Below are 24,026 nucleotides of genomic sequence, written 5' to 3'. Positions count from 1 at the left end.
CTACGCTCCCAGCTTCTCCAGCAGACCGGACAGAGCCGCCACCGCATCCATGCGCGCGGTCACGAAACCGTCGGGGCGCTGGGCGCCGGTCAGGTCCGCGACCGCCTTCTCGGGTCCGGCCAGCAACACGGTGGTGACACCGGCCGCCCGCAATTCCTCCACCGCCGCGGCGGCGTCGGTGCCGTACCGCTTGTCCGAACCGCACAGCACCGCGATCGACGGACCGGCCTCGGTGACCGCCTCGATGCCGCCGGAGGCCAGCAGGTTGGTGGAGAAGGTGACACGAACATTGTTCTCCGACACCGGGCCCAGCGGAACCAGGCGCACCCGCGGGCGCGCGCCGTTGGCGGCCAGGTAGGCGTCGGAGCGGTTGCGCAGCGCCTCGAAGGCGGCGCCGTAGCGGGCGGCGTCGTCGGCGCGCGCGGCCTCCGACAGCGGCTTCTCGCCCAGGTTCGGGAACTCGTTGACACCGGTGACGGCCGTCTTGCGGTGCGCCACATCGGAATCGCGCTTCGCCTTGGTCTCGCCGACGCGCTCGGCGAGCAGACCGGCCTGCAGCGCGGCCAGGTAGCCGCCCGCGGCCTCGATCTCCTGCATGAACTCCCACGCCTTGGCGGCGAGCTCATCGGTGAGCGACTCCACGTACCAGGAGCCCGCGCCCGGGTCCTGCACGTGACCGAGGTGGGATTCCTCGAGCAGCAGCAGCTGGGTGTTGCGGGCCATGCGCTCGGAGAACGCCTGCGACACCTCGAGTTCCCCGGCGGGCAGGGCGGCGTCGAAGGGCAGCACGGTGACGATATCGGCGCCGCCGACGCCCGCGCCGAACGCGGCGAGCGTGGTGCGCAGCATGTTCACCCACGGGTCGCGCTGGCTCATCATGGCCGCGGAGGTCACGGCCTGCTGCGGCGCGTTGCCGGCGGACGGAGCGCCGCACACGTGGGCCACGCGGGCCCAGAGCTTGCGGGCGGCACGGAACTTCGCGACCATCTCGAACTGGTCGTCGGTGGCGGCGAAGCGGAACTCCAGTTGCCCCAGCGCATCCACGATGTCGGCGCCCGCGTCGGTGAGCGAGCGCAGGTACTCCAGGCCCGCGGCCACGGCCGCACCCAGCTCCTGCGCGTCGGAGGCGCCCGCGTTGTGGAAGGCCACGCCGCACACGGTGATCGCGCGGATGGTCTCCGGCCGGGCCACCGCCTGCTGGGCCAGCGCGACCGCGCCGTCCAGGTCGATGGCGGAGGTGCCCGCGAACAGGCTCGTCAGCGGGGTCGCGCCCAGCGAGACGCGGATGTCGGCACGGTTCGGCACCGTGGTCGCGTTGGCCGCGGCATAAGCGTCGAGCACCGAGAACAGCTGGGCGGCGGCCTCATTGGCGGCCGGACCGGCGTCCAGGGTGAGCGGGGCCAGCTCGAACAGCAGGCCCTTCAGCGCGGTGGCCAGGCCCTCGACCGGGACGCCACGCTCGGCGACGCCCAGCTGCACGGCGCTCACGCCGTTGTCCAGCGCGAAGAGGATGTCGGCGTTGACGGCCTTCGCGTCCTCACCGGCGAACTTCTGGCTCACGAACCAGCCGCGGTGCACGTCACGGGTGGCGTCGCCACCGCGCACGTAGGGGAACTGCCCGGGCAGCGGCTGCTCGGGCAGTTCGTCGCGGCGCGTGTAGAGCGGGTTGACCGTGAGACCGTCATAGGTCGTGACCGCGAGCAGCTTCTCCGGCTCGTCCGGCAGTTCGCTCGCATCCACCCTGCGGGCCTTCGCCAGCACCCCGGCGACACCCTTGCGCCAGGCGGCATACTCGGGCACCGGATCGGTGTCCGAGTCGGAAGCAATCGGCATAGCTGCTGTTCCTTCTTCCACTCCCTGACCGCGGTGCCCGTTGGGCCGGCATTCGCGCAGATCAACGGTCACTTTGGTTAACGAGCATTCCTCGTCTTTCCCCTGATGCTAGCGGCACCCCCGTGATTGCCGTCTCCGGAGTCTCGCTACCAGCGGGTAACCTGGCGCGGTGCCAACAACCGTGAGCTCCCCGCTCGAGCGCGCATCCGGGCTGCTCAACCGCCTGCGCCAACCCCGCACCCTGGCCTTGCTGATCGGCTGCGGACTACTCTTCGCGCTCGCGGCCTTCGCGCCGCATCCGGCACCCCAGCAGATCCGGCAGTGGGCCGACTCGGTCGGGCCCATGCTGCCGCTGGTGTTCTTCGCGGTGCACACACTCATGTGCGTCGCCCCGTTCCCTCGAACGATTTTCACGCTCAGCGCGGGGATGCTGTTCGGGTCAGCCGAGGGGCTGACTCTCGCCATCACCGCCACCACCCTGAGCGCGGTGCTGGCATTGTGGCTGGTGCGCGCGCTCGATCACGAGCGAGTTCGCGCCAGGCTCACCCATCCGACGGTGCAGGCGGTGGACACCCGGCTCGCGCGGCGGGGCTGGCTGGCGATCGGATCGTTGCGGCTCATCGCTTTCGCGCCGTTCTCCATCGTGAACTATTGCGCGGCACTGTCTTCCATCCGATTCACGCCCTACCTCGCCGCCACCTTCCTCGGCATCATCCCGGGCACCGTGGGGACCGTGCTGCTCGGCGACGCCCTCACCAACCGAACCTCCCCCGCCCAGATCATCGTGACCGTCGCCTGCCTGGCCGTGGGCGTGATCGGGCTGGTCGTGGACGCTCGCATGACGGTCGGCCAGGCGGACCCGACCGGCGCGGGCCGCTGACCCGAGGATCGGTCAGTCTCGCGCTGGGGCCCGGTCGGATACGAGGTGGGTGTCGAGGTACTGCCGGACCATGGTGGTCAGGGCGGCCAGCCGTACGGCATCCAGTTCCGGCTGCGGGAAAGTGCCGGTGTGGATGGCGAAGCCGTCGAAACAGAACACCACGATCGAGCCCAGGGCCAGGTTCTGTTCGGGGGTGAGTCCGCGGGTGGCGGGCAGGCCGCCACCGGAGAGCAGGGCCGCGGCGTACTCGTCGCGGACCACCGAGAGGTGTTCGCGCAGTTGCTCATCGGTGCGGGCCGCGATGGTCAGCTCCAGCCACACCGTATTGATGGGGTCGCGGGCGGCGTCGAGCCAGATCGCCAGCACCGCGTCGACATCGCGTGGATCGGGCAGCTCGGCGACATTCGCGCCGAAACGCTCGATCTGGCGGCGGCCGACCTCGCCCGCGGCCGCGGCCACCAGGTCGAACAACGAGTCGAACCGGCCGAACAGTCCGCCGTGCGAGACGCCGGCGCGGCGGCATATCTCGTTGACCGTGAGCTTGGAGTAGCCCTTCTCGACGATCGCCCGAATGGTGGCCTCGATCAGCGCCTCTCGCGTCTCGGCGCGCCGCTGGGCCTGAGTCCGACGTACGGCCGTCACGACACTCTCCTCCAGGCTCAGCTCATATCCGATCAACCGATCGTTTTCCTGCAACCACGCTACCAACCTGCCCCCACCTGCTCACAGTCCACGGGCTACCGGCGTGATCCGCGCGAGGACGGTGGGGTCCCCGCCTTCCCACCGTCCTCGCGCCCTCCATGGTCGGCCGCCGCGCCTGCCTCGGGCCGCCTGCCGATACCACTGATCAACGTGATACCTGCACCCCTCCCGGGCAAGGGGCACACCAGGATTGGCGCATCCGGATCCTCGGCGGCGTGATCGGGTAGCCCGGGACCCGTGCCCGGAGGCCACGTGCCCGGTACACCCGCATGATCAGCATCGGCGCGACCCGATCCACGACCACCCCCGCCGACCGGGCCCGAATCACCCTGCCCGCCGGACCGATTCGCGGCCTCGCCGTGCGCGCGGCATCGCTGGCCGGATTCCTGGCGCTGTGGTGGGCCGTCGCCGCCGCGAAGTTCGTCGACCCGCAATTCCTGCCGGGCCCGCACGCCGTGTGGGACGCCTTCGTACGCGCCAACAGCTGGCATCCGCTCGCGCCCGGCGTCCCCCGCGAAGTGCCCGGGCGAGCAGAACTACTTCCTGTGGGAGCACCTGCTGGCCAGCCTGCAACGCATCGCCGCGGGAGCGGGCGCGGCCGTGATCCTCGGTCCGATAGCCGGATTCGCGCTCGGCACCTCCCGGACGGCGGCCACCGTCGTCGGCCCCTACCTCAACTTCGTGCGGACCCTGCCGCCGCTGGGCTATATCGGGCTGCTCATCGTCTGGTTCGACATCGGCGACACCTCCAAGATATGGCTGTTGTTCCTGGCCGCCTTCCCGCCCATCGTGATCGCGACCATGGCGGGCGTGCACCAGGTTTCGGCCGACCGGATCAATGCCGCGCGCTCGCTGGGGGCCAACCGGTTGCAGGTCGTCACCCGGGTGCTGTTGCCCGCCACCCTGCCCGAGGTCATCGGCGGGATCCGGGTCGCGGTCGGATTCGCCTGGACCTCCGTGGTCGCGGCGGAGCTGAACAACGGCATCCCCGGAATCGGCGGGCTCGCCTTCCTGGCCGGTCAGCAGCTCAATACTGCGCTGACCATGGCCTGCATCATCATCGGTCTCACCGCGCTCACGCTCGACGCGGTCATCAGTCGGATCGGCGCGCTGGTCGTGCCGTGGAAAGGCCAAGCATGAAACGCGTTGTCGCGGCCCTGGCGGTCGCCGGACTGCTCGCCGTCTCCCTGACCGCGTGCGTCCAGTCCGGACGCACCGATCAGTCGCGCGGCGGCGGGGAGAGCCCGGCGAGTTCGTGAGCATCGTCGGGCCGTCCGGTTGCGGCAAGACCACGCTGCTGCGACTGCTCGGCGGGTTCCTCGAACCCAGCACCGGCACCCTGCTGGTCTGCCAGGACCGCGTCGATGGGCCGAGCCCGGAACGCGGTGTCGTCTTCCAGTCGCCCACGCTGTACCCGTGGCTCAGCGTCCGCGGCAATGTCGAGTTCGGGCCGAAGTGTCGTGGCGTGGACAAGAAGGCGCGCCGGGTCGCGGCGGACCGGCTGCTCGAGCTGGTCGGGCTCAGTGACCTCGGCGGAAAGCGGCCCTATGAGCTGTCCGGCGGGATGCAGCAGCGTGCGCGGATCGCGCGGGTGCTGGCCAACGATCCGCGCATCATCCTCATGGACGAGCCGTTCGGCGCGCTGGATCAACTGACCCGTGAGCGGTTGCAGGTGGAGTTGCCGCGACTGTGGCGCGAAGCCGGGAAAACCATTGTGTTCGTGACCCATTCGGTGGAGGAAGCGGTATTTCTGTCCACCTGGGTCCTGGTCATGAGCGCCCGGCCGAGACGGGTCGTCGTGGACCGCGCCATCACCCTGCTCGGCGACGACGAGAACGGTGTCCGGGAGTTAGCTGTCACCGCTACATCCGAATTACAGGCTCTCAAGATCGAATTGGCGCAGTCGATCTACGAAGCCCACGCGTGATTCCATGAAATACGACAATGGTCCGTGCCGCATCGTTGCGGCACGGACCATTGCGAATTCCGACTGAGCGGAACGCCTATTACAGGTAGGCGCCGCACACGGGCCAGGCGCCCCGGCCCTGGCCGGCGAGCACGTTCTCCGCGACGCGGATCTGCTCCTCACGGCTGGCGTTGGCGGCACTGCCCGCGCCGCCGTAGGCGTTCCAGGTGCTCTGGGTGAACTGCAGGCCGCCGTAGAAGCCGTTGCCGGTGTTGGCAGCCCAGTTGCCACTGCTCTCGCACTGCGCGACAGCATCCCAGTTGCCCGAGGCGGCCGAGGCGGTCGCCGTCGACAGCGCGAACGGGACGGACACGAGCGCGCCCACGGCCGCGGTGGCGGCGGCGATACGAGTGCGGGTGGTGAGCTTCCGGTTGCGATGCATAAGTTTGTTTCCTCGCCCCGCTCCCACCGGCCCGTGCTGCTCGCTGCGGGTCCCCGTCCCCAGGGGTATCGGTTGCTCTCGAATCGTGGGACGGAGTTGCCGGTGTTCGTCGATTCGAGCTGGAGCCCGGGTTTCTCCGAGCCGCTAGCGACGGTAACGGAAAGATCTCCGCAAATCACGTATCGATCACGAGCAGTTGACGAAACGATTGCGACCGCACTTTATGTGGTTTACGCAGTTCGACGCGGAGAGTCGGAGAATGACATTTCTGAAATTCAGCCACGAATTTGTGAGCGAGGTCACGCATAAAAGGTGACCCCCATCGCGTAATACAAACGCGAGACAGAACGATGCGCGCGCGAAAACGCGCCGCGACCGGCTCGGATCGCGGTGCGCACAACCGTTGCCCCAGGTCAGAGCACTCGGGATAGTGCCTGGAACGTCGTTTCGGGTCCCCCAGGAGGAACCATGGCCGCCATCGATGAACCCCGGTCCGGAGCCCGCGCGGTCGACCGCGCGATCCACGTCCTGAACTGCCTCGAGGGCGACGATCCCGAGCTGTCGCTGAGCGAACTCGCCCACCGGGCCGCGCTGCCGGTCAGCACGACGCACCGGCTGGCCCAGGCGTTGGTCCGAGGCGGGCTGCTCGAGCAGGACCCGGCCACCGACCGGTATCGCGTCGGACAGGGGCTGGCCACACTGGCCCGGCCCGCGCTGGCTCGGCTGGGTCTGGACTCGGTCGCGCCGCACCTGTACGCGCTGGCGGCGGGCATCCGCATCACGGTGAGCGTGAGCGTGCCCGAGGCCGACGACGCGGTCACGGTGTTCCAGGCCCGCCCGCCCGTCCACTTCTGCCACCATCAGGTGCCGCGGGCCCGGCAGTCGCTGCACGCCAGCGCGACGGGCCACGCGTTGCTCGCCTACTCCGCCGGCCGGGCCGCGGCCGATGTCGACCTCGACCAGGTCCGCCACCGGGGGTTCGCCAGCGAGCTCATCGAGACCGACGATCCGATTCGCGCGCTCGCGGTGCCGATCGTCGGACCGCACCGGCAGGTGCGGGGCGCGCTGGCGGTGCAGGCCCGCTCGGCGCGGCTGGATGGCGAGCTGATCCGCGCCGTCGTCCCGGCCATGCGCATCGCGGCGGGCCGGATCGCGCCGCTGTTCCAAAACACCGGCGACGCAACGCTTTCCACCGCCGAATTTCGCTCACGCTGATTTCCACATCGTGAAATGGCGGTTGCCGGGGCCTCCCGGCCATCGCAGCATGTGAGCACTCCGATCGACCGTCCCCGCCCCCGAAGAGGAATCCCCATGCGGCTCTGTTGTCGTCCCCGCCACGAAACCCATTCCGCGACGGACACACTCACCGAAAGACATCCCCATGGCCTTCTCCCTCCGCCCCGCGCGGGTGCGACACGCGGTCGCCGCCGCGATCGCGGTCACCAGCGCGGCGGTCCTGCTCACCGGCTGCGCCAAGACCGATGCGGGCACGACCGCCGACGGTAAGACCGTCGTCCGCTACCAGGGCAGCACCGGCCAGGTCACGGCCTTCGAACTCGCGGCCGACCTCGGTTACTTCACCAACATCGACCTGCACTGGGAGGGCGACACCACCTCCGGCCCGGCCAATATCCAGGCCGCCGCCACCAAACAGGTCGAATTCGGCAGCGCCTTCAACGGCGCGGTCATCAAGCTCATCGCGGGCGGCGCGCCCGTGACCTCCGTGCTCAGCTCCTACGGCGCGGACGAACTGAACTTCACCGGCTACTTCGTGCGCGACGACTCCCGCATCACCTCGGCGCGCGACCTCATCGGCAAGAAGGTCGGCGTCAACACCCTGGGCGCGCACCACGAGTTCATCACCCGCCAATGGCTGCACGATCAAGGGCTCAGCGACGCCGAGATCAAGCAGGTGCAGCTCGTCGTGCTGCCGCCCGCCAATACCGAGGACGCGCTGCGCAACGGGCAGATCGACGTGGCCGCGCTCGGCGGCGTCTTCCGCGACACCGCCATCGGGCGCGGCGGGATCCATCCGCTCTACACCGACAAGGATCTGTTCGGCCAATTCGACTACGGCACCTACGTCTTCCGCAACGACTATCTGAAGTCGCACGCCGACGCGGTGGCCGACTTCGTGCAGGGCACCGCGCGCGCCACCCGCTGGCTGCAGGTGACCCCACGCGACGAGGTGGTGGCCCGGTTCGCCGACATCATCCACGAGCGCGGGCGCAACGAGAACACCTCGCTGCTGCAGTACTACAAGAGCTCCGGCGTCCCGGTCCCCGGCGGCGTGGTCGCCGAACGGGAGCTGCAGATCTGGATCGACTGGCTGGTCCGCAATGGCGAACTGCCCGCGGGCAAGCTCGCCGCCAAGGACCTCTACACCAACAAGGACAATCCGTACGCCAACGGGAAGTACCCGGCGACCGGCGGCCCGAGCGGCGAGGCGGTGTCCAAATGAGCACCGCCGCGGTGAAACTCGCGCTCTCGGGCTTCCGTAAGGAATTCCCCGTGCGGGGTGAGCGGGAACCTCTGACCGCGCTCTCCGACATCTCCGTCGATGTTCGCGACGGTGAGTTCCTGGTCCTGGTCGGGCCCAGCGGTTCGGGCAAATCCACGCTGCTGGATCTGCTCGGCGGGCTGGACCGGCCGACCGCCGGGCAGATCCTGCTCGACGGCGCGCCCGTCACCGGGCCCGGACTCGATCGCGGCATCGTGTTCCAGCAGTACGCGCTGCTGCCGTGGCGCACAGCTCGGGCCAATATCGAATTCGGGTTGGAGGCCAAGGGCATTCCCCGTCGCGCCCGCAAGGGAATCGCCGAGCACTACCTGGAACTGGTCGGACTGGCCGGCTTCGGCAACCGGTACCCGCACGAACTGTCCGGCGGCATGAAACAGCGCGTCGCCATCGCCCGCAGCCTGGCCTTCGATCCGGAAGTACTGCTGATGGACGAGCCGTTCGCCGCGCTCGACGCCCAGACCCGGGAGTCGTTGCAGGACGAGCTGTTACGGATCTGGCGGGCCACCGGCAAGACGGTGCTGTTCATCACCCACGGCATCGACGAGGCCGTCTACCTGGGGCAGCGCGTCGCCGTGCTGACCTCGCGGCCCGGGCGGATCAAGGCCGTGGTCGACATCGACCTGGACCGGGCCGCCGACCCGGATGTCCGGTCCAGTGAACGGTTCCGCGAACTGCGCCACCACGTGTGGTCGCTGCTGCACGACGAGGTCGCGCGGGCCCAGGACCTCGAGCAGGCCGCGCTCACCGCCGATCGGAGGAATTCCCATGTCTAGCGCTGTGCACCTGATCGACGCACCCGTCGAGATCCCGTCCCGCACCGCCGCCGATCGCGCGGCGCCGCGACCGAGCCGGGCCGCCTCGGTCCTGCCCACGCTCGCCCGCATCAGCTGGCGGATCGGCAAACCGGCCGTGGTGATCGCGGCATTCCTCGCGGTGTGGGAGGCCGCGCCGCGACTGGGTCTCGTCGACGAGGTCTTCCTGCCGCCGTTCTCCACGGTGGTCAGCGCCGGGCTCGAGCTGATCCGCAACGGTCAGCTCTGGGAACACGTGTCCACCAGCCTGACCCGCTCGCTCATCGGTTTCGCCATCGCGCTGGTGACCGCGATTCCGGTCGGTGTGGCGATCGCCTGGTACCGGCCGGTCGCGGAATTCCTGAACCCGGTGCTGGAACTGTTCCGCAATACCGCCGCCCTCGCCTTGCTGCCGGTGTTCATCCTGATCCTCGGCATCGGCGAGACCTCGAAGATCGCGCTGGTGGTGTACGCCGGATTCTTCCCGATCCTGCTCAACACCATCAGCGGCGTGCGGACCGTGGACCCGCTGCTCGTGAAATCGGCCGTCTCACTCGGCTTCTCACCGCTACGACTGTTCCAGAAGGTGATCCTGCCCGCGGCCGTGCCGTCCATCTTCACCGGTATCCGGATGGCGGCCTCGGGCTCGATCCTCGTGCTCATCGCCGCGGAGATGTTCGGGGCGCGCGCCGGGCTCGGGTACCTGATCACCGCCGCGCAGCAGAACTTCCAGATTCCGGACATGTACGCCGGGATCGTCGCCATCGCCGTGGTCGGGCTCACCTACAACGGCGTGCTCGTGGCCATCGAGCGACGGCTCTCCCGCTGGCGCGCGCACCGCTAGCCGCCACCACCCCTGAAACCATCGAAGGATCACTCCCCTATGCCCAGCCCCCGCAAGACCTTCCATCTCAACGCCTTCCTCATGGGCGTCGGCCACCACGAGGCCGCCTGGCGGCACCCGCGCACCCGCGAACACCAGGTGCTCGAGGTCGGGCACTTCCAGGAGCTCGGCCGCATCGCCGAACGCGGCAAGCTCGACTCGGTGTTCTTCGCCGACGGGCTCGCGGTCGGGCCGCGCATCGAACGCAACGCCCTCGCCGTCTTCGAACCGGTCACCCTGCTCGCGGCCATCGCCACCGCCACCGAACACGTGGGCCTCATCGCCACCGCCTCGACCAGCTACAACGAACCCTTCAATCTGGCCCGCAAATTCGCCTCCCTGGACCACATCAGCGGCGGACGCGCCGGGTGGAACATCGTCACCTCCGGCAGCGAGGACGAGGCGTTCAACTTCGGCTTCGACGCCATCCCCGAACACGCCCGCCGCTACGAGCGGGCCGAGGAGTTCGTCGATCTGACCGTACGGCTGTGGGACAGCTGGGAATCCGACGCCGTCGTGCTCGACCCGGAGACCGGCGTCTTCGCCGACCCCGACAAGGTGCACACCCTCGACTACCGCGGCGAACGATTCCGGGTCCGCGGGCCGCTGAACTCCCCGCGCAGCCCGCAGGGGCGGCCGCTGCTCGTACAGGCCGGATCCTCGGAGAGCGGAAAGGAATTCGCGGCCCGCCACGCCGAGGCCGTGTTCACCGCCCAGCGCACCCTCGCCGAAGGGCAGGCGTTCTACCGGGATTTGAAGGCCCGGCTGCCCAAATACGGGCGGTTCGCCGACGACCTGAAGGTGCTGCCCGGTCTGGTGCCGTTCATCGCCGGCACCGAAGCCGAAGCCCGTGCGCTGGAACAGGAATTCACCGACCTCATCTCCCCAGACTACGCGCTGCGGCAGCTGTCGACGCTGCTCGGCGTCGACCTCACCGAGCACGCCCTGGACGCGCCGCTCCCGCCGCTGCCCCCGGAAAGCGAGATCGAAGGCGGCAAGAGCAGATTCACCCTCGTCAAGGAACTTGCCGAGAAGGAGGAGCTGACCGTGCGCCGGCTCATCGGCAAGCTCGGCGGCGGCCGCGGCCACCGCACCCTCGCCGGCACACCCGAACAGATCGCCGACGACCTGCAGAGCTGGTTCGAGCAGGGCGCCGCCGACGGCTTCAACATCATGCCGCCGTACCTGCCCGGCGGGCTCGAGGACTTCGTCGACCAGGTCGTGCCGATCCTGCAGCAGCGCGGCCTGTTCCGCACCGAATACACCGCCACCACGCTGCGCGGCCACTACGGCCTCGACCCGGTGGAAAGCCAGTTCACTCCCGTCCGCACCCAGGCCACCGCCTGAGCACCGAAAGGAAACCCTCATGACCACCGTCACCGAGAACCCCGTCGCCACCTTCCAGATCACTCCTGTCGCCGGGCACATCGGCGCCGAGATCAGCGGCATCGACCTGCGCGGCGACTTCACCGACGAGCAGATCGCGGTCCTCACCGCGGCACTGCACGAATACAAGGTGCTGTTCTTCCGCGATCAGCGCATCGGGCACGCCGAGCAGATCGCCTTCTCCCGCCGCTTCGGCGCGGTCACACCCTCGCACCCCTATGACGACGACGCCCCCACCGAGCACCCCGAGATCCTGGCCGTCGACAGCCGACTCTACGAAAAGCGTTTCGGGAAGAAGAAATTCAGCTACACCAATCAATGGCACACCGATATCTCGCCGCTGATCAATCCGCCCGCCGCCTCCCTGCTGCGGGCCGAGATCGCGCCCGAGCGCGGCGGCGACACCCAGTGGACCAATCTGGCGGCCGCCTATGCGGGACTGCCGGATTCGCTCAAAACGCTGCTCGACGGGCTGCGCGCCGAGCACCGGTTCGGCGGCAAGCTGCCCGTGTGGGACGCCGACAGCGACTACGCCAAACGCGTCGCGGCGGCGCCGCTGGTCACCGAGCATCCGGTGGTCCGCGTGCACCCGGTGACCGGGGAACGCGTGCTGTTCGTGAACCCCGGCTTCACCACCCGCATCATCGGACTGAGCCCGCGGCAGAGCGACGCGCTGCTCGAGCTGCTGTACGCCGAGATCGCAGACCCCGCGTACACGGTCCGATTCCGGTGGGCGAAGGACAGTGTCGCGTTCTGGGACAACCGCGCTACCGCGCACCTCGCGCCCAGCGACCTCGACCATCTCGACGTGACCCGGGTGCTGTACCGCACGACCCTCGAAGGTGAGGTCCCCGTGGGCGTCGACGGCGAGCCGTCGCGGTCGATCTCCGGGGACCGGTTCGACGGTTCCGCGAACTGACCTCTCCGACGACGAGGCCCTCCCGGCACCACCGGGAGGGCCTCGTTCGATGTCGCGACCGGGAAATCCGTCAGAGCCCCTGCGGGCGCGGCGGCTGCGGCGGGTTCTGCCAGCGCTGGTCCGGCGGTTCCGGCCGGTACTGCGGCTGCACGGGCGGAGCCGGACGCTGGGTGTGCGGCAGCTGCTGCGGCGCGACCGTCGGCGGCAGGCTCATCGGCTCGACCGGGGTCCGGGCGTCGGCCTCCGCCGCGCGCACGGCCTGCTGGGTGGCCGGGTCGGTGGCGGTGTCGAACCAGTCGGCGACCTCGTCGGAGTCGTCCTCGGTCGCGGATTCCGCGCCGTCGGGGGCCGGCTCGTAGCGGAATACGCCGTCTTCGCCCTGCTTGCCGAAACCGCGCGCGAACCCTTCGAGGGCCTTGCCGAAGTCGCTCGGCACCAGCCACACCTTGTTGGCGTCACCCTTGGCGACCTGCGGCAGCGTCTGCATGTACTGGTAGGCCAGCAGCTCGGGGGTGGGCTTGCCGTTCTTGATGGCGGCGAACACCTTCTCGATGGCCTTGGCCTGGCCCTGCGCCTGGAGATACGCGGCCGCCCGCTCACCCTGAGCGCGCAGGATGCGGGACTGCCGCTCGCCCTCGGCGGACAGGATCATCGACTGCTTGGAGCCCTCGGCCGCGAGGATCTGCGCCTGCTTCTGGCCTTCGGCGGTCTTGATCGACGCCTCGCGCTGGCCTTCGGCGGTGAGGATGATGGCCCGCTTCTCACGGTCTGCCTTCATCTGCTTCTCCATCGATTCCTGAATCGACGGCGGCGGATCGATCGCCTTCAGTTCCACGCGCGCCACTCGCAGACCCCAGCGCCCGGTCGCCTCGTCGAGGACGCCGCGCAGTTCACCGTTGATCTGGTCGCGGGAGGTGAGGGTTTCCTCGAGGGTCATGCCGCCGACCACGTTGCGCAGCGTGGTGATCGTCAACTGTTCAACGGCGGCAATGTAATTGGAGATCTCGTAGACGGCGGCCTGCGGGCTGGTGACCTGGAAATACACCACCGAGTCGATCTGCACGGTCAGGTTGTCCTTGGTGATGACCGGCTGCGGGGGGAAGGACACCACCCGCTCGCGTAGGTCCACCTTGGCGCGCACCCGGTCGGCGAACGGGACCAGGAAGGTCAGCTGCCCGGACACGGTCCGCGAATAGCGGCCCAGCCGCTCGATCACGGCGGCCTCCGCCTGCGGCACCAGCGCCACCGACTTGAAGACCACCACGACGACCAGAAGTATGAGTACGACGGCGACTATCAGTACACCCATCACTGCCCTTTCATGACGACGGCGTGCGCACCGTCGATCCTCATGACGTATACGGTCGAACCGATGGGATAGGTCTCCGAGGCGTCGTACGGGCGCGCACTCCACACCTCTCCGCCGAGCTTCACGCGACCACCGTGCTCGTCGACCGTTTCGAGCACCTTGGCGGTCTTACCCGGCAAAGCGTCCACCCCCGTCTGATGCGGCGGCGGAGTCGCGTAGCGCCGCAACAGGAATGGGCGCACCAGCACCAGCAGCGCGATCGAGGTGCCACCGAACACGACCGCGTCCACCAGCACCGGGGCCCCCGTGAGCGCGTTCACGCCCGCCGTGATCAGCGCGGCGACCCCCAGCATGATCAGCACAAGAGTGCCCGTGAGCATCTCGGCCGCCGCGAGCAGGATGCCCGCGACCAGCCAAACTATTGCGGCCACGCCACAACAGTAACTGCATTTGCGGGGCCTGGCTGATATTCGTGATCACTCCGAGCCCCGCGACCGGGCACATCGGACACCGATCACCGGAAACCGTGCACAACCTGCCCAGCAGCCGCCCGACCGCCGGAATGGGCGCGGCGCGAGCGGGATTCCCGTCCGCCGCCGGTAACCTCGACGTGGTGAGTGGGCACCAGAAGTACGGCGACATCTTCACCGGGCACGCACGGAAACAGAAGCGGGAAGTGCCGCGCGTGGTCGCCGAACGCGACCTCGTCGCCGAGGACGCGGCCACCGGATTCTGCGGCGCCGTAGTCGGTTTCGACCGCAGCTACGACGGAGAGTTCGTCAAACTCGAGGACCGCGCCGGACGCGTGCGACTGTTCGCGATGCGAGAAGCCGCCTTCCTCATCGACGGCCAAGCGGTCACCCTGGTCAAGCCGACCGCCACCGCACCCGCGAAATCCACCCGATCCGCCTCCGGGTCCACCCGCGTCGAAGGCCTCACAGCGCGCGTCGCCCGCGCCAGCCGCATCTGGGTCGAAGGCATCCACGACGCCGCCCTGGTCGAACGCGTGTGGGGCCACGACCTCCGAGTCGAAGGCGTCGTCGTCGAACAACTCGAGGGCCTCGATCACCTCGGCGCGAAACTCGCCGAATTCCAGCCCGGCCCGAACCACCGCGTCGGCGTCCTCGTCGACCATCTGGTCACCGGCTCCAAGGAATCCGGCCTCACCCAGGGCCTCGGCGCGCACGTCCTCGTCACCGGCCACCCCTACATCGACGTGTGGCAGGCCGTCCGACCCACGGCCGTCGGCATCCGCGCCTGGCCGGACGTACCCCGCGGCGAAGACTGGAAGACCGGCATCTGCCAACGCCTCGGCTGGGGCACCCCGCAGGACGGGTGGCGGCGCGTCTACAACGCGGTCAACTCCTACCGCGACCTGGAAACCCCCCTCATCGGGGCGGTCGAACGACTGATCGATTTCGTCACCGAGCAGGAGTAGCCCGCCAGTTATCCTCGAATACATGAGTTCCCCAAGCGCCTCGCTCACGGTCTGGGCCGGTTCCTGGCTGGCAGGCTGTAGCGCCCCCGACGATGTGCTCGACGAACTGCGCGCTTGGGCTTCGCGGCAGACCGTGGCCGCCGGAGACCCTGTCACCGGCGGGCACACGGGGCTGCCGTGGGCGTCCGACGAAGACCCCGCGGCGGTCGCCGGGGCGGGAATCATGGTGCTGCTCAAGATTATTCGCGAGGCGTACACCGGGCCCGAAGCGCAGGTTCGGCTGGTGCTGCCGATCCCCGGAGACGTGCGGGGCATACCAGTCGGCACCGAGTTCGCGGCCGCCGCAACCGAAGCCGAGGAAGGCATCCTCGTCGGAGCGCCCGGAACCACCGGGACCGGACTCGTACCGGTGTGGACCGATGAGGACGCCCTGCAGTGGCGGGTGTACTCCACGCCCATTCCGCTGACCCTCGCGCCGGAAATGCCGTTGGGTGAGGCCGAATACACGATGCGGGAAGCCGTGCGGGATGCGGCGGACGCGTTGCAGCAGATGCACACGACGCGGCTCGGGTCGGGTGGGGTCGCGCCACGGGATCTGGTGGAGGCCGAACTGGCCGGGCATTCGCGGCACAAGTATCCGGATTCGATGCCGCTGCGGGCGCGGCGAATTCTCGACACCGCCGATCAGGTCGCGGCGATCCTGACCGTCGCCGAGCGGGAGCCGGCTTCGGCGCCGACCTCTGCCACCGCGGTGGCTGCTCAGGAAGCGTTGTTGCGGCCGTTGTGGAATGCGATTCGCGCGGCTCGGCTGGCGGCTGTCCACGCTCGCTGAGTGTCCGATTCGTTCAAGAGAATCGGTGTGGCCCGCGCTTAGGGTTCGGGCATGGGTATTCGACTGAATGTGATCGGGATCGTGGTGGCGGACATGGGGGCTTCGCTGGAGTTCTATCGGCGGCTCGGGGTGGAGTTCGCGGATGGGGCCGAGGACGCACCGCATGTCGACGCCGACTTGGGTGGGGGCGTCAAACTGATGCTCGATACCGAGGACACGGTTCGGTCGTTTCGGCCGGACTGGGTGGCTGGGCCGGGGGCTGGGCGGATCGGGCTGGCGTGTGACTGTGGGTCGCCGGGTGGGGTGGATGCGAAGTTCGAGGAGCTGGTGGGGGCGGGGTATCGGGGGGAGTTGAAGCCGTTCGATGCGTTCTGGGGGCAGAGGTATGCGACTGTGCTCGATCCGGATGGGCATGGGGTGGATCTCTACGCCGCGTTGGGCTGAGGGACGACGAGTCAAAGACTCGAAGACAAGAGAGATCAGAAGACAAAAGACGCCTGGAGAAGGAAGAGAGGTGGCCGAGCTTGCGAGGCCCCTCGCCTACCAGCCCCCGCACGGCTCGGCCGTGCAGCATCCCGGAGCAAGAAGGGCTGAGAGGTTGGGGTTCGGGCTCGAGAAGGTGATGCGTGCGGTCAGTGGGCTGGGATCGGCGGGAAACGGATCCCAACCCGGCGTCAGCCCAAGTCCGGCAGGGCAGGCGAGGCGACCACACTCCCCGTCGCTTTGCGCACGCCAGCAGCAGACGAGCAGCCGGGAGTCACGCTGCCCGTGAGCGCCACATTCGGCAACTGGAATCGACGGCAGCCGCGATCGCCTGCCCCACATGATGACGATCGTTCACGCGCGGGGTGCCGGTGGGATCCAGACTCTTCGGCGCAATCCATCCTGTCCGGCCCGCGTGGGGCGAATCTTTACCCATCACAACGGTTTTCCAACCATCCTGGCCGTCATTGATGAGTGCGTGGCAGTGGTCGCACGCCAGGGTCAGGTTGGTGATGTCGGTGGGCCCGCCTTTGGCCCAATCATTGACGTGGTGGGCGGCGCACATGTTGGCGGGTTGTTCACAACCCGGGCGAGTACAACCCTTATCGCGGGCCAGGAGCGCGAATCGTTGGGCTCGGTTGGCGGTGCGTCGGGAGCGTCGCAGGTAGAGCGGCATCCCGTCGCCGTCGAGGACCGCGATCACCGGGCGGGTTCCTTCGGCCATCTTCAGGGCTTCGTTGATCGAGATCTGGGTGCCCGACGCGGTGGTCGCAACCCCGGTCCCGTTCTCCAGGTCGGTCAGGCTCATGGTCAGCACGACCTCGACCGGCAGCCCACGGTGCATGCCCAGAGTCCGCATGTTCACACCCGGCCGCACCAACGCCAGCAACGCGTCATGGGTCCGCTGCCCGGCGTCACGACGATCCCGACGCGCGGCAGCATCGAGAACACTGTCGGCGATGAACCCACCCGTGGCCGAAGGGCTTTCCGGGTCTTCGACATTGCACATGCCGGGGCGGGCGAGCTTGGCGAACACCGCATCCAGGCAGGCACGCAGTTCCGGGGTGATCCAGCCCTCGATGCGCGTCATGCCATCCACGCCGGGGCGGCACAGGGTGATCCCGCGACGGCGGCGACGGTCCGCGTCGGAAACAACCTTCCCATCGGGATCCAGGCGCGCGAGGATGTCACGCCCGATCTTCAACAGATCATCCGGCCACCCATTACGCGAGTAGTCGACGAGGATCTGTTCGGCTTCCGCACGAGCCTCGGCAGGGACGTCGACGGGCAGGTGGTTCATCACGTCCATGATGTGACGCACGTGATCCCGCGAGATCTCCCCCGCAGCAAACGCTTCAGCGGCCACAGGCAGCACCGGCGGCGCGACATGGCCCGTCTGCTGCACGAACTCCCCACAGTGGTGAGTGATCTTCACCCGCACCGACGCGTCATACCGCGACAAGCCGAGGGTGTGGCGCAGGAACGGCACCATCTTCCCCGCCCCGCTACGCGAGTGCAGCGACCGCTCCCCCGCTTCGATGATCAGGCGGGTATCCAGAGCGGCCAGCTGGCGCTTGCAGGTTTCAATCTTCTGCATCAACGTCACAATGTCTTCATCGGAAAACGCCGACATCTTCCCGTTCTGCATAGATTCCGAAAGGGTCGAGACCGCGGCCGCCAGTTCGGCGATACCGCAGTCATCGAGTGTCACCCCCATCGAATTCATGCATCAATTCTATCGTCAATTCACCGCACACACCCTCGAATTACGAAGTGATATAACAGTATTCAGAATGACGGCGGTTCCAAATTCAATCCCAGCAACTTCATCGGCGACATGCCCGAGAACTCTCGGACATCCCGTGTCAAATGTGCCTGATCCGCATATCCAGAAGCGACCGCTACGTCCGCAAGCCCCATTCCGCCGCGCGCCAATGCCAATGCACGCTGCATCCTCAGGACCCTCCCCAGAGTCTTGGGCCCATATCCGAACGCCGCAAGCGATATTCGATGCAGCCTGCGCGGTCCCGTCTCCAGCTCATCGGCGATGGCCGCGACCGAGCTGCCCGATCTCAGCGACGCCACAAGGAATCGCACCACGGGATCGACGGCATCAGTTCGGCCCGCACGCCAGCGAGCGATCGCTTCCAACCCGGCGACCGGACTCGATGCTCGTGCGATCAACTCCGAAGCGGTGCGCAGATCGGCGGGCGACCATAGATCGGCGAGATCAGCCCTGGCGTCCCGGAGTTCGTGCGCGGGCACACCGAGCAGTGCCGGCGCCGTTCCCGGGTAGAAGCGGATACCCGCGATCCGGTCCGCGAAGCCGGGCTCCGGACGGTAGGCCCGGGTGTCCGGGCCCGCCACCGATAATCGTCCATCGACCCACAGCAGATCCATGCAGCCATCCGGCAGTACCGGCGAGTCGGTGGCCGAGATGCCGTCGCGACACCAGATCACCGCGTCGCCGACGCTCGACGGTCGCTCCCGATAGCCTTGTGGGGCACGGACAGTCGTCACGACGCACGCACCCGATCGCGCGTTGACCTCGAAATGTGCTGAAAATCAGCAGTATTCGGCACCTCGTGCACTGTTGCATGAAATGCCTTCTTGCACTGCGTGCAATATTGCACGTTATGTAGTCGCCGGGTCGGCGCTGTCGGAGACTTCGACGACGTGCTCATCCTGCCCCGGCTTCCACACCGTCACTTCCATGCGCCCGTCGACGATCTCCACCGACGAGGCCCCGGTCAGTTCCACCGCGTAGAACGGCTCGAACGTGCGGCCGCGCAGGTCGAATCCGCTCTCGGCGAAGAGGTCTTCGGCCCAACGGCGCTGCAGCTCGGGATCCTGCACATCACGCACGCTGCCGAAGATCTTCACGTCGCCGTCGCTGACCTGGGTGTCGACGGTCGCCGTGTGCAGGCAGAAGCGCGGGTCGCGGGCCAGGTCGGCGAACTTGGTGGTGCCCGGCATGCCCACCAGCCAGAGATCACCCTCGAAGATGCGCGGTTCCAGGGGGCTGATGCGCGGTGAGCCGTCTTTGCGCAGGGTGGCGAGCATGCAGAGGTTGCCGGTGGCGGCGTGACGACGGGTGAAGATTCCCGAGATGCGAGGTGCGGCCGCTGCGAACTCGTTCCAAGACGTCATGACCGCGACCGTACGCCGAGGGTCCGACATGTCCGGCCACCGAAACCCGGTTCCCTCTGTTTGAATGGCCCGATGTCGTACTCCCGCCGCCTCGCCGTCCTCCTCGCGGCGCTCATCGGCTGCGCAGTGCCCGCCCCCGCCCATGCCGTGGTCGGCGGCACCGAGGCCGATGCCGCCGACCATCCCTGGCTGGCCGCGGTCGGCAGCCCACTGTTCTTCCCGCGCGCCTCGGGTCAGTTCTGCGGCGGCGCGCTCATCGCACCGGACCGGGTGCTCACGAATGCGCACTGCGTGCAATACGCACAACTGCTGCCGCAAGCGCTCACCGTCACCTTCGACCGCAGCGATCTGACCTCACGTGACGGAACTACCGTGAGCGTCACGGATATCCGCTTGCACCCCGACTTTCGCACCGACACCGTCGACGGCGTCGACGTCTATCACCATGACCTCGCGATCCTGACGCTCGCGCACCCGCAGTCCCGCCCGACCATCCCGATCGCCGCACCCGACGGTGGCACCGGCATCGTGCTCGGTTGGGGCGCTACCAGCGACGGCGACATCTCCAACACCGTTTTGCGGCAGGCCACCGTCCCGATGGTGTCCGACGCCGAGTGCGCCGCCGCCTACCCCGGCGCCTTCGACGCCGCCGACATGGTGTGCGCCGGCTCGACCGACGCCGACACCGGCGAGTTCGACAGTGGCGGACCGCTGCTCATCGACGGGAAACTGGTCGCGATCACGTCCTGGGCACGCGGAACCGCGCTGCCCGGGTACCCGGGCGTCTACGCGCGGATACCCGCGGCATTCTGAGTTTCCGCCCTCGACACCGGCTACCGGCCGCGAAGCCGAGCACCGACACCGCACCTCCGCCGGGGCTGCGCGTTCCACGACAAGGAGATCCATGAACGGCGTGCACCCACGCTCCCGCACCGGCGAAATCGACTGGACCGCGTTGGAACACGCGTACGGTGACGCGAGCGACGTGCCCGGCTGGATCGAGGGGCTGGAGGATTCGGCGACGGTCGAGCAGTCGTTGCACGAGTTGTGGGGCGCGGTGTTGCACCAGGGCACCCTGTACGACTCCACCGCGCCGGCGATGACATGGATCGCCGCGACCCTCGGCGCGCGGCGCACCGCGGACGCGGAGAGCACCGCGTGGCTGCTGCTGATGTTCGCCGACGCGGTCAACGACTACGAGCAGGTCGACAACGACACCGAGACCGCCGCCCTGGTCCGGTCCGCCCGGGCCGCGCTGACCGGGATCGCCGCGCTGGTGCGGCCATTGATCGGCGACGACGGCCCCGAGGCCGCGGCCGCGGCATTGCTGCAATCCGCCGCGCTCCCGGCCGATTCCGGCAAGTCCGCAGTCGATTCCACGGTTCTCGACACCCTCGTGGACCGGGCGGCATCGCGACCGGCGGGTCAGGTCGAGCAGGCGTGCGTCGCCGCGCTGACCACGCTCGGGGCCGACGCGACTTCGGCGCTCGCGGACCGGGATCCCGGTCTGGTCATGGCGGGCACGCTCGCGCGGGTCGCGTCCCGGCGCGATGAACCTTCCGATCTCGACGCACTGATCGCAGGGTGGGAGCTGGCCGTCGAGGTCGCACCGAACATCGCTTTCGGCGTCGACAATCTCCCGGAGTGGCTGAGCGCGGTCAACCCGGACGCCGCGGCTCATGTCCTCGCAGCCTTGCCGGTGCCGGACGAGACGACGATCTCCGGACTCGTCGATGTCGTGCTCGGATCCCGCAGCAATGCGCCGGCGGCGGTCCGCCGATTGCTGGCCATCGCGGCCCTGCCCGAGTCCGGGCCCGAGACGATGATCGCCGCACTGCGCCAATGCCCGCCGATGCCCGAGGTCCGCGACGCGCTCGTCACGCTGGCCGCGCAGGTCACCTCCGGCGGCACCGCCACCCTCGGGTCGAGCAGCTTCGAGACCGATGCTCGCGTGGATGCCGCCTTCGCACTACTGCGGGCCGGGGATGGGCGGTGGTCACGCCCGCTGACCGATGCCCTGCTCACCAACCCGGCCGCGCGCGGCCTCATGGTCGCCACGTCGGCATCGGCGCGATCCGCACTCGGCTACGCGCTCGTGCGCGCGCAGGCACCGGCCGGCACCCTGCTCACCGTCGCAATCCTGCACGCACTGCGGCAAACACCGCCCGCCGATCCGTCCCGCGACGGCGCGGGTCAGCTCATCGCGCTCCTTGGCTCCTGGCCCGCCGCGGCCACAGGCGACACGATCTCGGCGGTCCGGGAGCTGCTGGCGTCCGCACCGAAACAGGCGGCCGACGCGCTCGCGGGCTGGAACGACACGGCGAGCATCGGCCACGTCCGGGAAGCCGCACGCGGCGGCGACGCGACAGTGCTGCTGGCGCTCGCGCGATTGACCAAGGACCCGAACGACTTCCACCGCGTCCTCGACGCCGACCTGCGGTACACCGAATCAGAGGTGATCGCGCACTGGGACGATCGCTCCGACCCGCGCTTCCTCGACTGGTGCCGCGGCCTCGTCGGCACTGAGCCCGCGACCAGCATCCCCGAGCGAGGCAACCAGCTGGCCGCGCTTCGTGTTCTCGCCGACAGTGACGCTCGCGAGGCCGCACACGGCTGGCCCATCCTGCGCGGCATCATCGACGCCGGGACCGAGCCGATCGAGGACGCCGTCCGCCTCGCGCTCGATTGGCGTGCCGGGCAACTCCTTCCGCCCGAGGCGGTGGCCGACTCGAGCGCACTGCTGGCCGACCTCGTGATCACCGACCGCAAGAACTACAACGGCCCGCTCATCAAGGCCGGCGTCATCGCGGCCATCGCTCTGCTCGACTCGGAACTGCCGCTGCCGGGAACTCCGGCCCGCATCGCGAAGATCGTGGCGCGAGCGGTGACCGACAGGTGGGCGCGCGACCTCGGGCTCCGACTCACCGAACGACTCACGAGCGCACCGGCGGCGGTCCGCGGCGCGGTGGTGAAGAAGCTCCGCCCCCTGGTCGAGCGCGACGAGCGCTTCGACTCCACCGACGACATCGCTGTCGAGGACGAGTGGGCCCTCACCCGCCTCCGCCCGATCCTGCACGCTGTGGAATCCGCTTGAGACGCCGCACAACTGGGCAACCGTCCGACAGGCCGCGCTGAATCGCTCGACAACGCCGCGGACCCGTTTACAGTGGGGACCTCGATCGCGACGAAACGACGATTTCACGAGGCAGGTCCGAGATAGCAGCGAGAGCGGAAGAATCGGCGACCCCGGAGAACGCACGTCGCCGGTGGCGAGTCGTCCTGGGAGTGGCGGTCATCGCCGTCGGCACCGTGGTGGCGATCGTGGCCGGAGCGCTCGCGGCGGGCGTGGCGGCCAACGTGGTGGACACCCCGGCGCTGTTCCTCGGCATCGGTCTCGTTGTGGCGGTAAGCGTATGCTTCCTGATCAGCCGCTGGGGCTTCCGTGTGGCAGGGGTGCGCCGCGCGGCCGCGGCCGCGGCGGGATCGAGCGCGGCGGTCGGCGCGGCGATCGTCGCGCTGGCGGCTGCGACGATTCTCCACCCCTTCCCGCCGCAGCCCAACGCCGAAGCGCCCGCGGCTGTCCGATATTGGGAACTCCCCACCGGGTCGCGGATCGCCTATGTCCATGTGCCGGCCGCCGATCTCCCATCCCGGAAGCCGCCGGTGATCTTCCTCCACGGCGGGCCGGGAACCCCGGGAGAAGGAATACCGATCGGCGGGGCCGAACTCGCGGCCCGCGGATACGACATCTACGCGTACGACCAAGTGGGCGGCGGCCGGTCGACGCGACTCGGTGACGTCACCGAATACACCGTGCGGCGTCAGGTCGACGACCTCGAAGCGATCCGGCGCCGGCTCGGCGCCGACCAGCTCATCCTCATCGGACGATCCTGGGGCGGATCGCTGACGGCGCAGTACATCGCGGCTCACCCTGACCATGTCGCGAAGGCGGTCTTCGTCGCGCCCGGCGCGATCTGGCCGGAGGCCTTCCCCGACGGCGTCGGCGAGCCGTGGAATGCGATGAGTCCAGCCCAGCAGGCCCGCTACGACGAACTGATGAGCAACCCGCGCATCCTCGCCCTGTCCTTGCTGATGGGCATGAACCCCCAGGCCGCGCACGCGTTGGTCCCCGACGCCGAGGCCGACTCGTGGATGCATGAGGTCGCTCTCACCGGGCGCGACGGGGCGTCGTGCTCACGCGAGGTCACCACGCCGCCACACGACAACCTGCAGGGCTTCTACGTGAATCAGCGAACCACAGCCGATTTCGCCACCATCCCCGATCCCCGGCCCGCATTGCGGAACGCACGCGTTCCCGCGCTGGTCATGGCCGCACAGTGCGACTTCCTCCGCTGGCCCGTCTCCCGTGAATACCGTGACATCCTCCCCCTCTCGACCCTCGTCGATGTTCAGGGTGCGGGCCACGCGGTCTCGACCGACCAGCCCGAACTGTTCACCCGACTGCTCGAGACATTTCTCGACGATCAGCCGCTGCCGCTGCTCGCCTACACCTCGATGGACCCGCCGCCCGGACGCTGGACCCGCTGAACC

General features: G+C 68.7%; 24 protein-coding genes. 16 read left to right on the top strand and 8 right to left on the bottom strand.

Features of this window, described 5'->3' with window-relative positions; genetic code table 11:
- Positions 1–1,833, bottom strand: coding sequence for a methylmalonyl-CoA mutase family protein (locus tag ACFYTS_RS18225; RefSeq protein WP_387305559.1), 1,833 nt, complete (start codon positions 1,831–1,833; stop codon positions 1–3).
- 169 nt (positions 1,834–2,002) lie between these two features.
- On the opposite strand from ACFYTS_RS18225, the gene ACFYTS_RS18220 reads away from it, so the two are divergent.
- Positions 2,003–2,713, top strand: a complete 711-nt coding sequence (locus ACFYTS_RS18220) for a TVP38/TMEM64 family protein (protein ID WP_387305556.1) — start codon at positions 2,003–2,005, stop codon at positions 2,711–2,713.
- 12 nt (positions 2,714–2,725) lie between these two features.
- Here the strand turns inward: ACFYTS_RS18220 and ACFYTS_RS18215 are convergent, their stop codons facing one another.
- Entirely contained in the window at positions 2,726–3,355 is a 630-nt protein-coding gene (locus tag ACFYTS_RS18215; RefSeq protein ID WP_387305553.1) for a TetR/AcrR family transcriptional regulator, read from the bottom strand.
- Positions 3,356–4,015: 660 nt separating this feature from the next.
- Here ACFYTS_RS18215 and ACFYTS_RS18210 point away from each other — a divergent pair.
- From ACFYTS_RS18210 to ACFYTS_RS18200, 3 genes are read left to right on the top strand one after another with little or no spacing between them, the layout of a single operon-like run.
- A complete protein-coding gene (locus ACFYTS_RS18210; RefSeq protein WP_387305550.1) occupies positions 4,016–4,555 on the top strand; it encodes an ABC transporter permease in 540 nt (179 codons plus the stop codon).
- Complete coding sequence (locus ACFYTS_RS18205) at positions 4,552–4,674, top strand: hypothetical protein (protein ID WP_357276904.1); 123 nt, start codon at positions 4,552–4,554, stop codon at positions 4,672–4,674. Before ACFYTS_RS18210 ends, ACFYTS_RS18205 begins: the two co-directional genes overlap by 4 nt.
- Positions 4,671–5,342: an ABC transporter ATP-binding protein gene (locus ACFYTS_RS18200; protein ID WP_387305547.1), complete on the top strand. Its 672-nt coding sequence runs from the start codon at positions 4,671–4,673 to the stop codon at positions 5,340–5,342. Before ACFYTS_RS18205 ends, ACFYTS_RS18200 begins: the two co-directional genes overlap by 4 nt.
- Positions 5,343–5,421: 79 nt before the next feature.
- Here the strand turns inward: ACFYTS_RS18200 and ACFYTS_RS18195 are convergent, their stop codons facing one another.
- Positions 5,422–5,763, bottom strand: a complete 342-nt coding sequence (locus tag ACFYTS_RS18195; RefSeq protein ID WP_357276906.1) for a transglycosylase family protein — start codon at positions 5,761–5,763, stop codon at positions 5,422–5,424.
- Between the two features lie 468 nt (positions 5,764–6,231).
- On the opposite strand from ACFYTS_RS18195, the gene ACFYTS_RS18190 reads away from it, so the two are divergent.
- From ACFYTS_RS18190 to ACFYTS_RS18165, 6 genes are all read left to right on the top strand, one after another.
- The gene (locus ACFYTS_RS18190; protein ID WP_387305545.1) at positions 6,232–6,978 is read left to right on the top strand and encodes an IclR family transcriptional regulator; all 747 of its coding nucleotides are present in this window, start codon (positions 6,232–6,234) and stop codon (positions 6,976–6,978) included.
- A 166-nt stretch (positions 6,979–7,144) separates the two neighbouring features.
- The gene (locus ACFYTS_RS18185) at positions 7,145–8,224 is read left to right on the top strand and encodes an ABC transporter substrate-binding protein (RefSeq protein ID WP_387305542.1); all 1,080 of its coding nucleotides are present in this window, start codon (positions 7,145–7,147) and stop codon (positions 8,222–8,224) included.
- Complete coding sequence (locus ACFYTS_RS18180; RefSeq protein ID WP_387305539.1) at positions 8,221–9,057, top strand: ABC transporter ATP-binding protein; 837 nt, start codon at positions 8,221–8,223, stop codon at positions 9,055–9,057. Before ACFYTS_RS18185 ends, ACFYTS_RS18180 begins: the two co-directional genes overlap by 4 nt.
- The gene (locus ACFYTS_RS18175) at positions 9,050–9,919 is read left to right on the top strand and encodes an ABC transporter permease (RefSeq protein ID WP_387305536.1); all 870 of its coding nucleotides are present in this window, start codon (positions 9,050–9,052) and stop codon (positions 9,917–9,919) included. The genes ACFYTS_RS18180 and ACFYTS_RS18175 overlap by 8 nt, the downstream gene beginning before the upstream one ends.
- A 39-nt stretch (positions 9,920–9,958) precedes the next feature.
- On the top strand, positions 9,959–11,305 hold the full coding sequence (locus tag ACFYTS_RS18170) for an LLM class flavin-dependent oxidoreductase (RefSeq protein ID WP_387305533.1): 1,347 nt from the start codon (positions 9,959–9,961) through the stop codon (positions 11,303–11,305).
- Between the two features lie 19 nt (positions 11,306–11,324).
- On the top strand, positions 11,325–12,263 hold the full coding sequence (locus tag ACFYTS_RS18165; RefSeq protein WP_387305530.1) for a TauD/TfdA dioxygenase family protein: 939 nt from the start codon (positions 11,325–11,327) through the stop codon (positions 12,261–12,263).
- A 70-nt stretch (positions 12,264–12,333) separates the two neighbouring features.
- Here the strand turns inward: ACFYTS_RS18165 and ACFYTS_RS18160 are convergent, their stop codons facing one another.
- A complete protein-coding gene (locus tag ACFYTS_RS18160; RefSeq protein WP_387305528.1) occupies positions 12,334–13,572 on the bottom strand; it encodes an SPFH domain-containing protein in 1,239 nt (412 codons plus the stop codon).
- Positions 13,572–14,003: an NfeD family protein gene (locus ACFYTS_RS18155; protein WP_357276921.1), complete on the bottom strand. Its 432-nt coding sequence runs from the start codon at positions 14,001–14,003 to the stop codon at positions 13,572–13,574. Before ACFYTS_RS18155 ends, ACFYTS_RS18160 begins: the two co-directional genes overlap by 1 nt.
- 182 nt (positions 14,004–14,185) lie before the next feature.
- Between ACFYTS_RS18155 and ACFYTS_RS18150 the strand changes: the two genes are divergently transcribed.
- From ACFYTS_RS18150 to ACFYTS_RS18140, 3 genes are read left to right on the top strand one after another with little or no spacing between them, the layout of a single operon-like run.
- Entirely contained in the window at positions 14,186–15,010 is an 825-nt protein-coding gene (locus tag ACFYTS_RS18150; protein ID WP_357277156.1) for a DUF3097 domain-containing protein, read from the top strand.
- Positions 15,011–15,032: 22 nt separating this feature from the next.
- The gene (locus ACFYTS_RS18145) at positions 15,033–15,842 is read left to right on the top strand and encodes a hypothetical protein (protein ID WP_387305525.1); all 810 of its coding nucleotides are present in this window, start codon (positions 15,033–15,035) and stop codon (positions 15,840–15,842) included.
- Between the two features lie 51 nt (positions 15,843–15,893).
- Entirely contained in the window at positions 15,894–16,286 is a 393-nt protein-coding gene (locus ACFYTS_RS18140) for a VOC family protein (protein ID WP_357276924.1), read from the top strand.
- Positions 16,287–16,599: 313 nt separating this feature from the next.
- On the opposite strand, the gene ACFYTS_RS18135 is transcribed toward ACFYTS_RS18140, so the two are convergent.
- From ACFYTS_RS18135 to ACFYTS_RS18125, 3 genes are all read right to left on the bottom strand, one after another.
- Complete coding sequence (locus tag ACFYTS_RS18135) at positions 16,600–18,051, bottom strand: DUF222 domain-containing protein (protein WP_387305522.1); 1,452 nt, start codon at positions 18,049–18,051, stop codon at positions 16,600–16,602.
- 62 nt (positions 18,052–18,113) lie between these two features.
- On the bottom strand, positions 18,114–18,845 hold the full coding sequence (locus ACFYTS_RS18130) for a helix-turn-helix domain-containing protein (protein WP_387305519.1): 732 nt from the start codon (positions 18,843–18,845) through the stop codon (positions 18,114–18,116).
- Positions 18,846–18,959: 114 nt separating this feature from the next.
- Positions 18,960–19,475, bottom strand: coding sequence for a pyridoxamine 5'-phosphate oxidase family protein (locus ACFYTS_RS18125; protein WP_387305516.1), 516 nt, complete (start codon positions 19,473–19,475; stop codon positions 18,960–18,962).
- Positions 19,476–19,547: 72 nt separating this feature from the next.
- Here ACFYTS_RS18125 and ACFYTS_RS18120 point away from each other — a divergent pair, with 72 nt between their 5' ends.
- From ACFYTS_RS18120 to ACFYTS_RS18110, 3 genes are all read left to right on the top strand, one after another.
- On the top strand, positions 19,548–20,288 hold the full coding sequence (locus ACFYTS_RS18120; protein WP_387305513.1) for a S1 family peptidase: 741 nt from the start codon (positions 19,548–19,550) through the stop codon (positions 20,286–20,288).
- A 91-nt stretch (positions 20,289–20,379) separates the two neighbouring features.
- Positions 20,380–22,569, top strand: coding sequence for a hypothetical protein (locus ACFYTS_RS18115; RefSeq protein WP_387305510.1), 2,190 nt, complete (start codon positions 20,380–20,382; stop codon positions 22,567–22,569).
- Positions 22,570–22,760: 191 nt separating this feature from the next.
- Positions 22,761–24,023 carry an alpha/beta hydrolase gene (locus ACFYTS_RS18110; RefSeq protein ID WP_387305507.1) on the top strand — a complete coding sequence of 421 codons (1,263 nt, stop codon included), beginning with the start codon at positions 22,761–22,763 and terminating at the stop codon, positions 24,021–24,023.
- Positions 24,024–24,026: the final 3 nt, after the last annotated feature.

The sequence above is a fragment of the Nocardia sp. NPDC004151 genome (genome assembly GCF_042874235.1).
Taxonomy (GTDB): Bacteria; Actinomycetota; Actinomycetes; order Mycobacteriales; family Mycobacteriaceae; genus Nocardia.
Note: the sequence above shows the minus strand (reverse complement) of the source record. Positions and strands in the feature narration are given on the sequence as shown.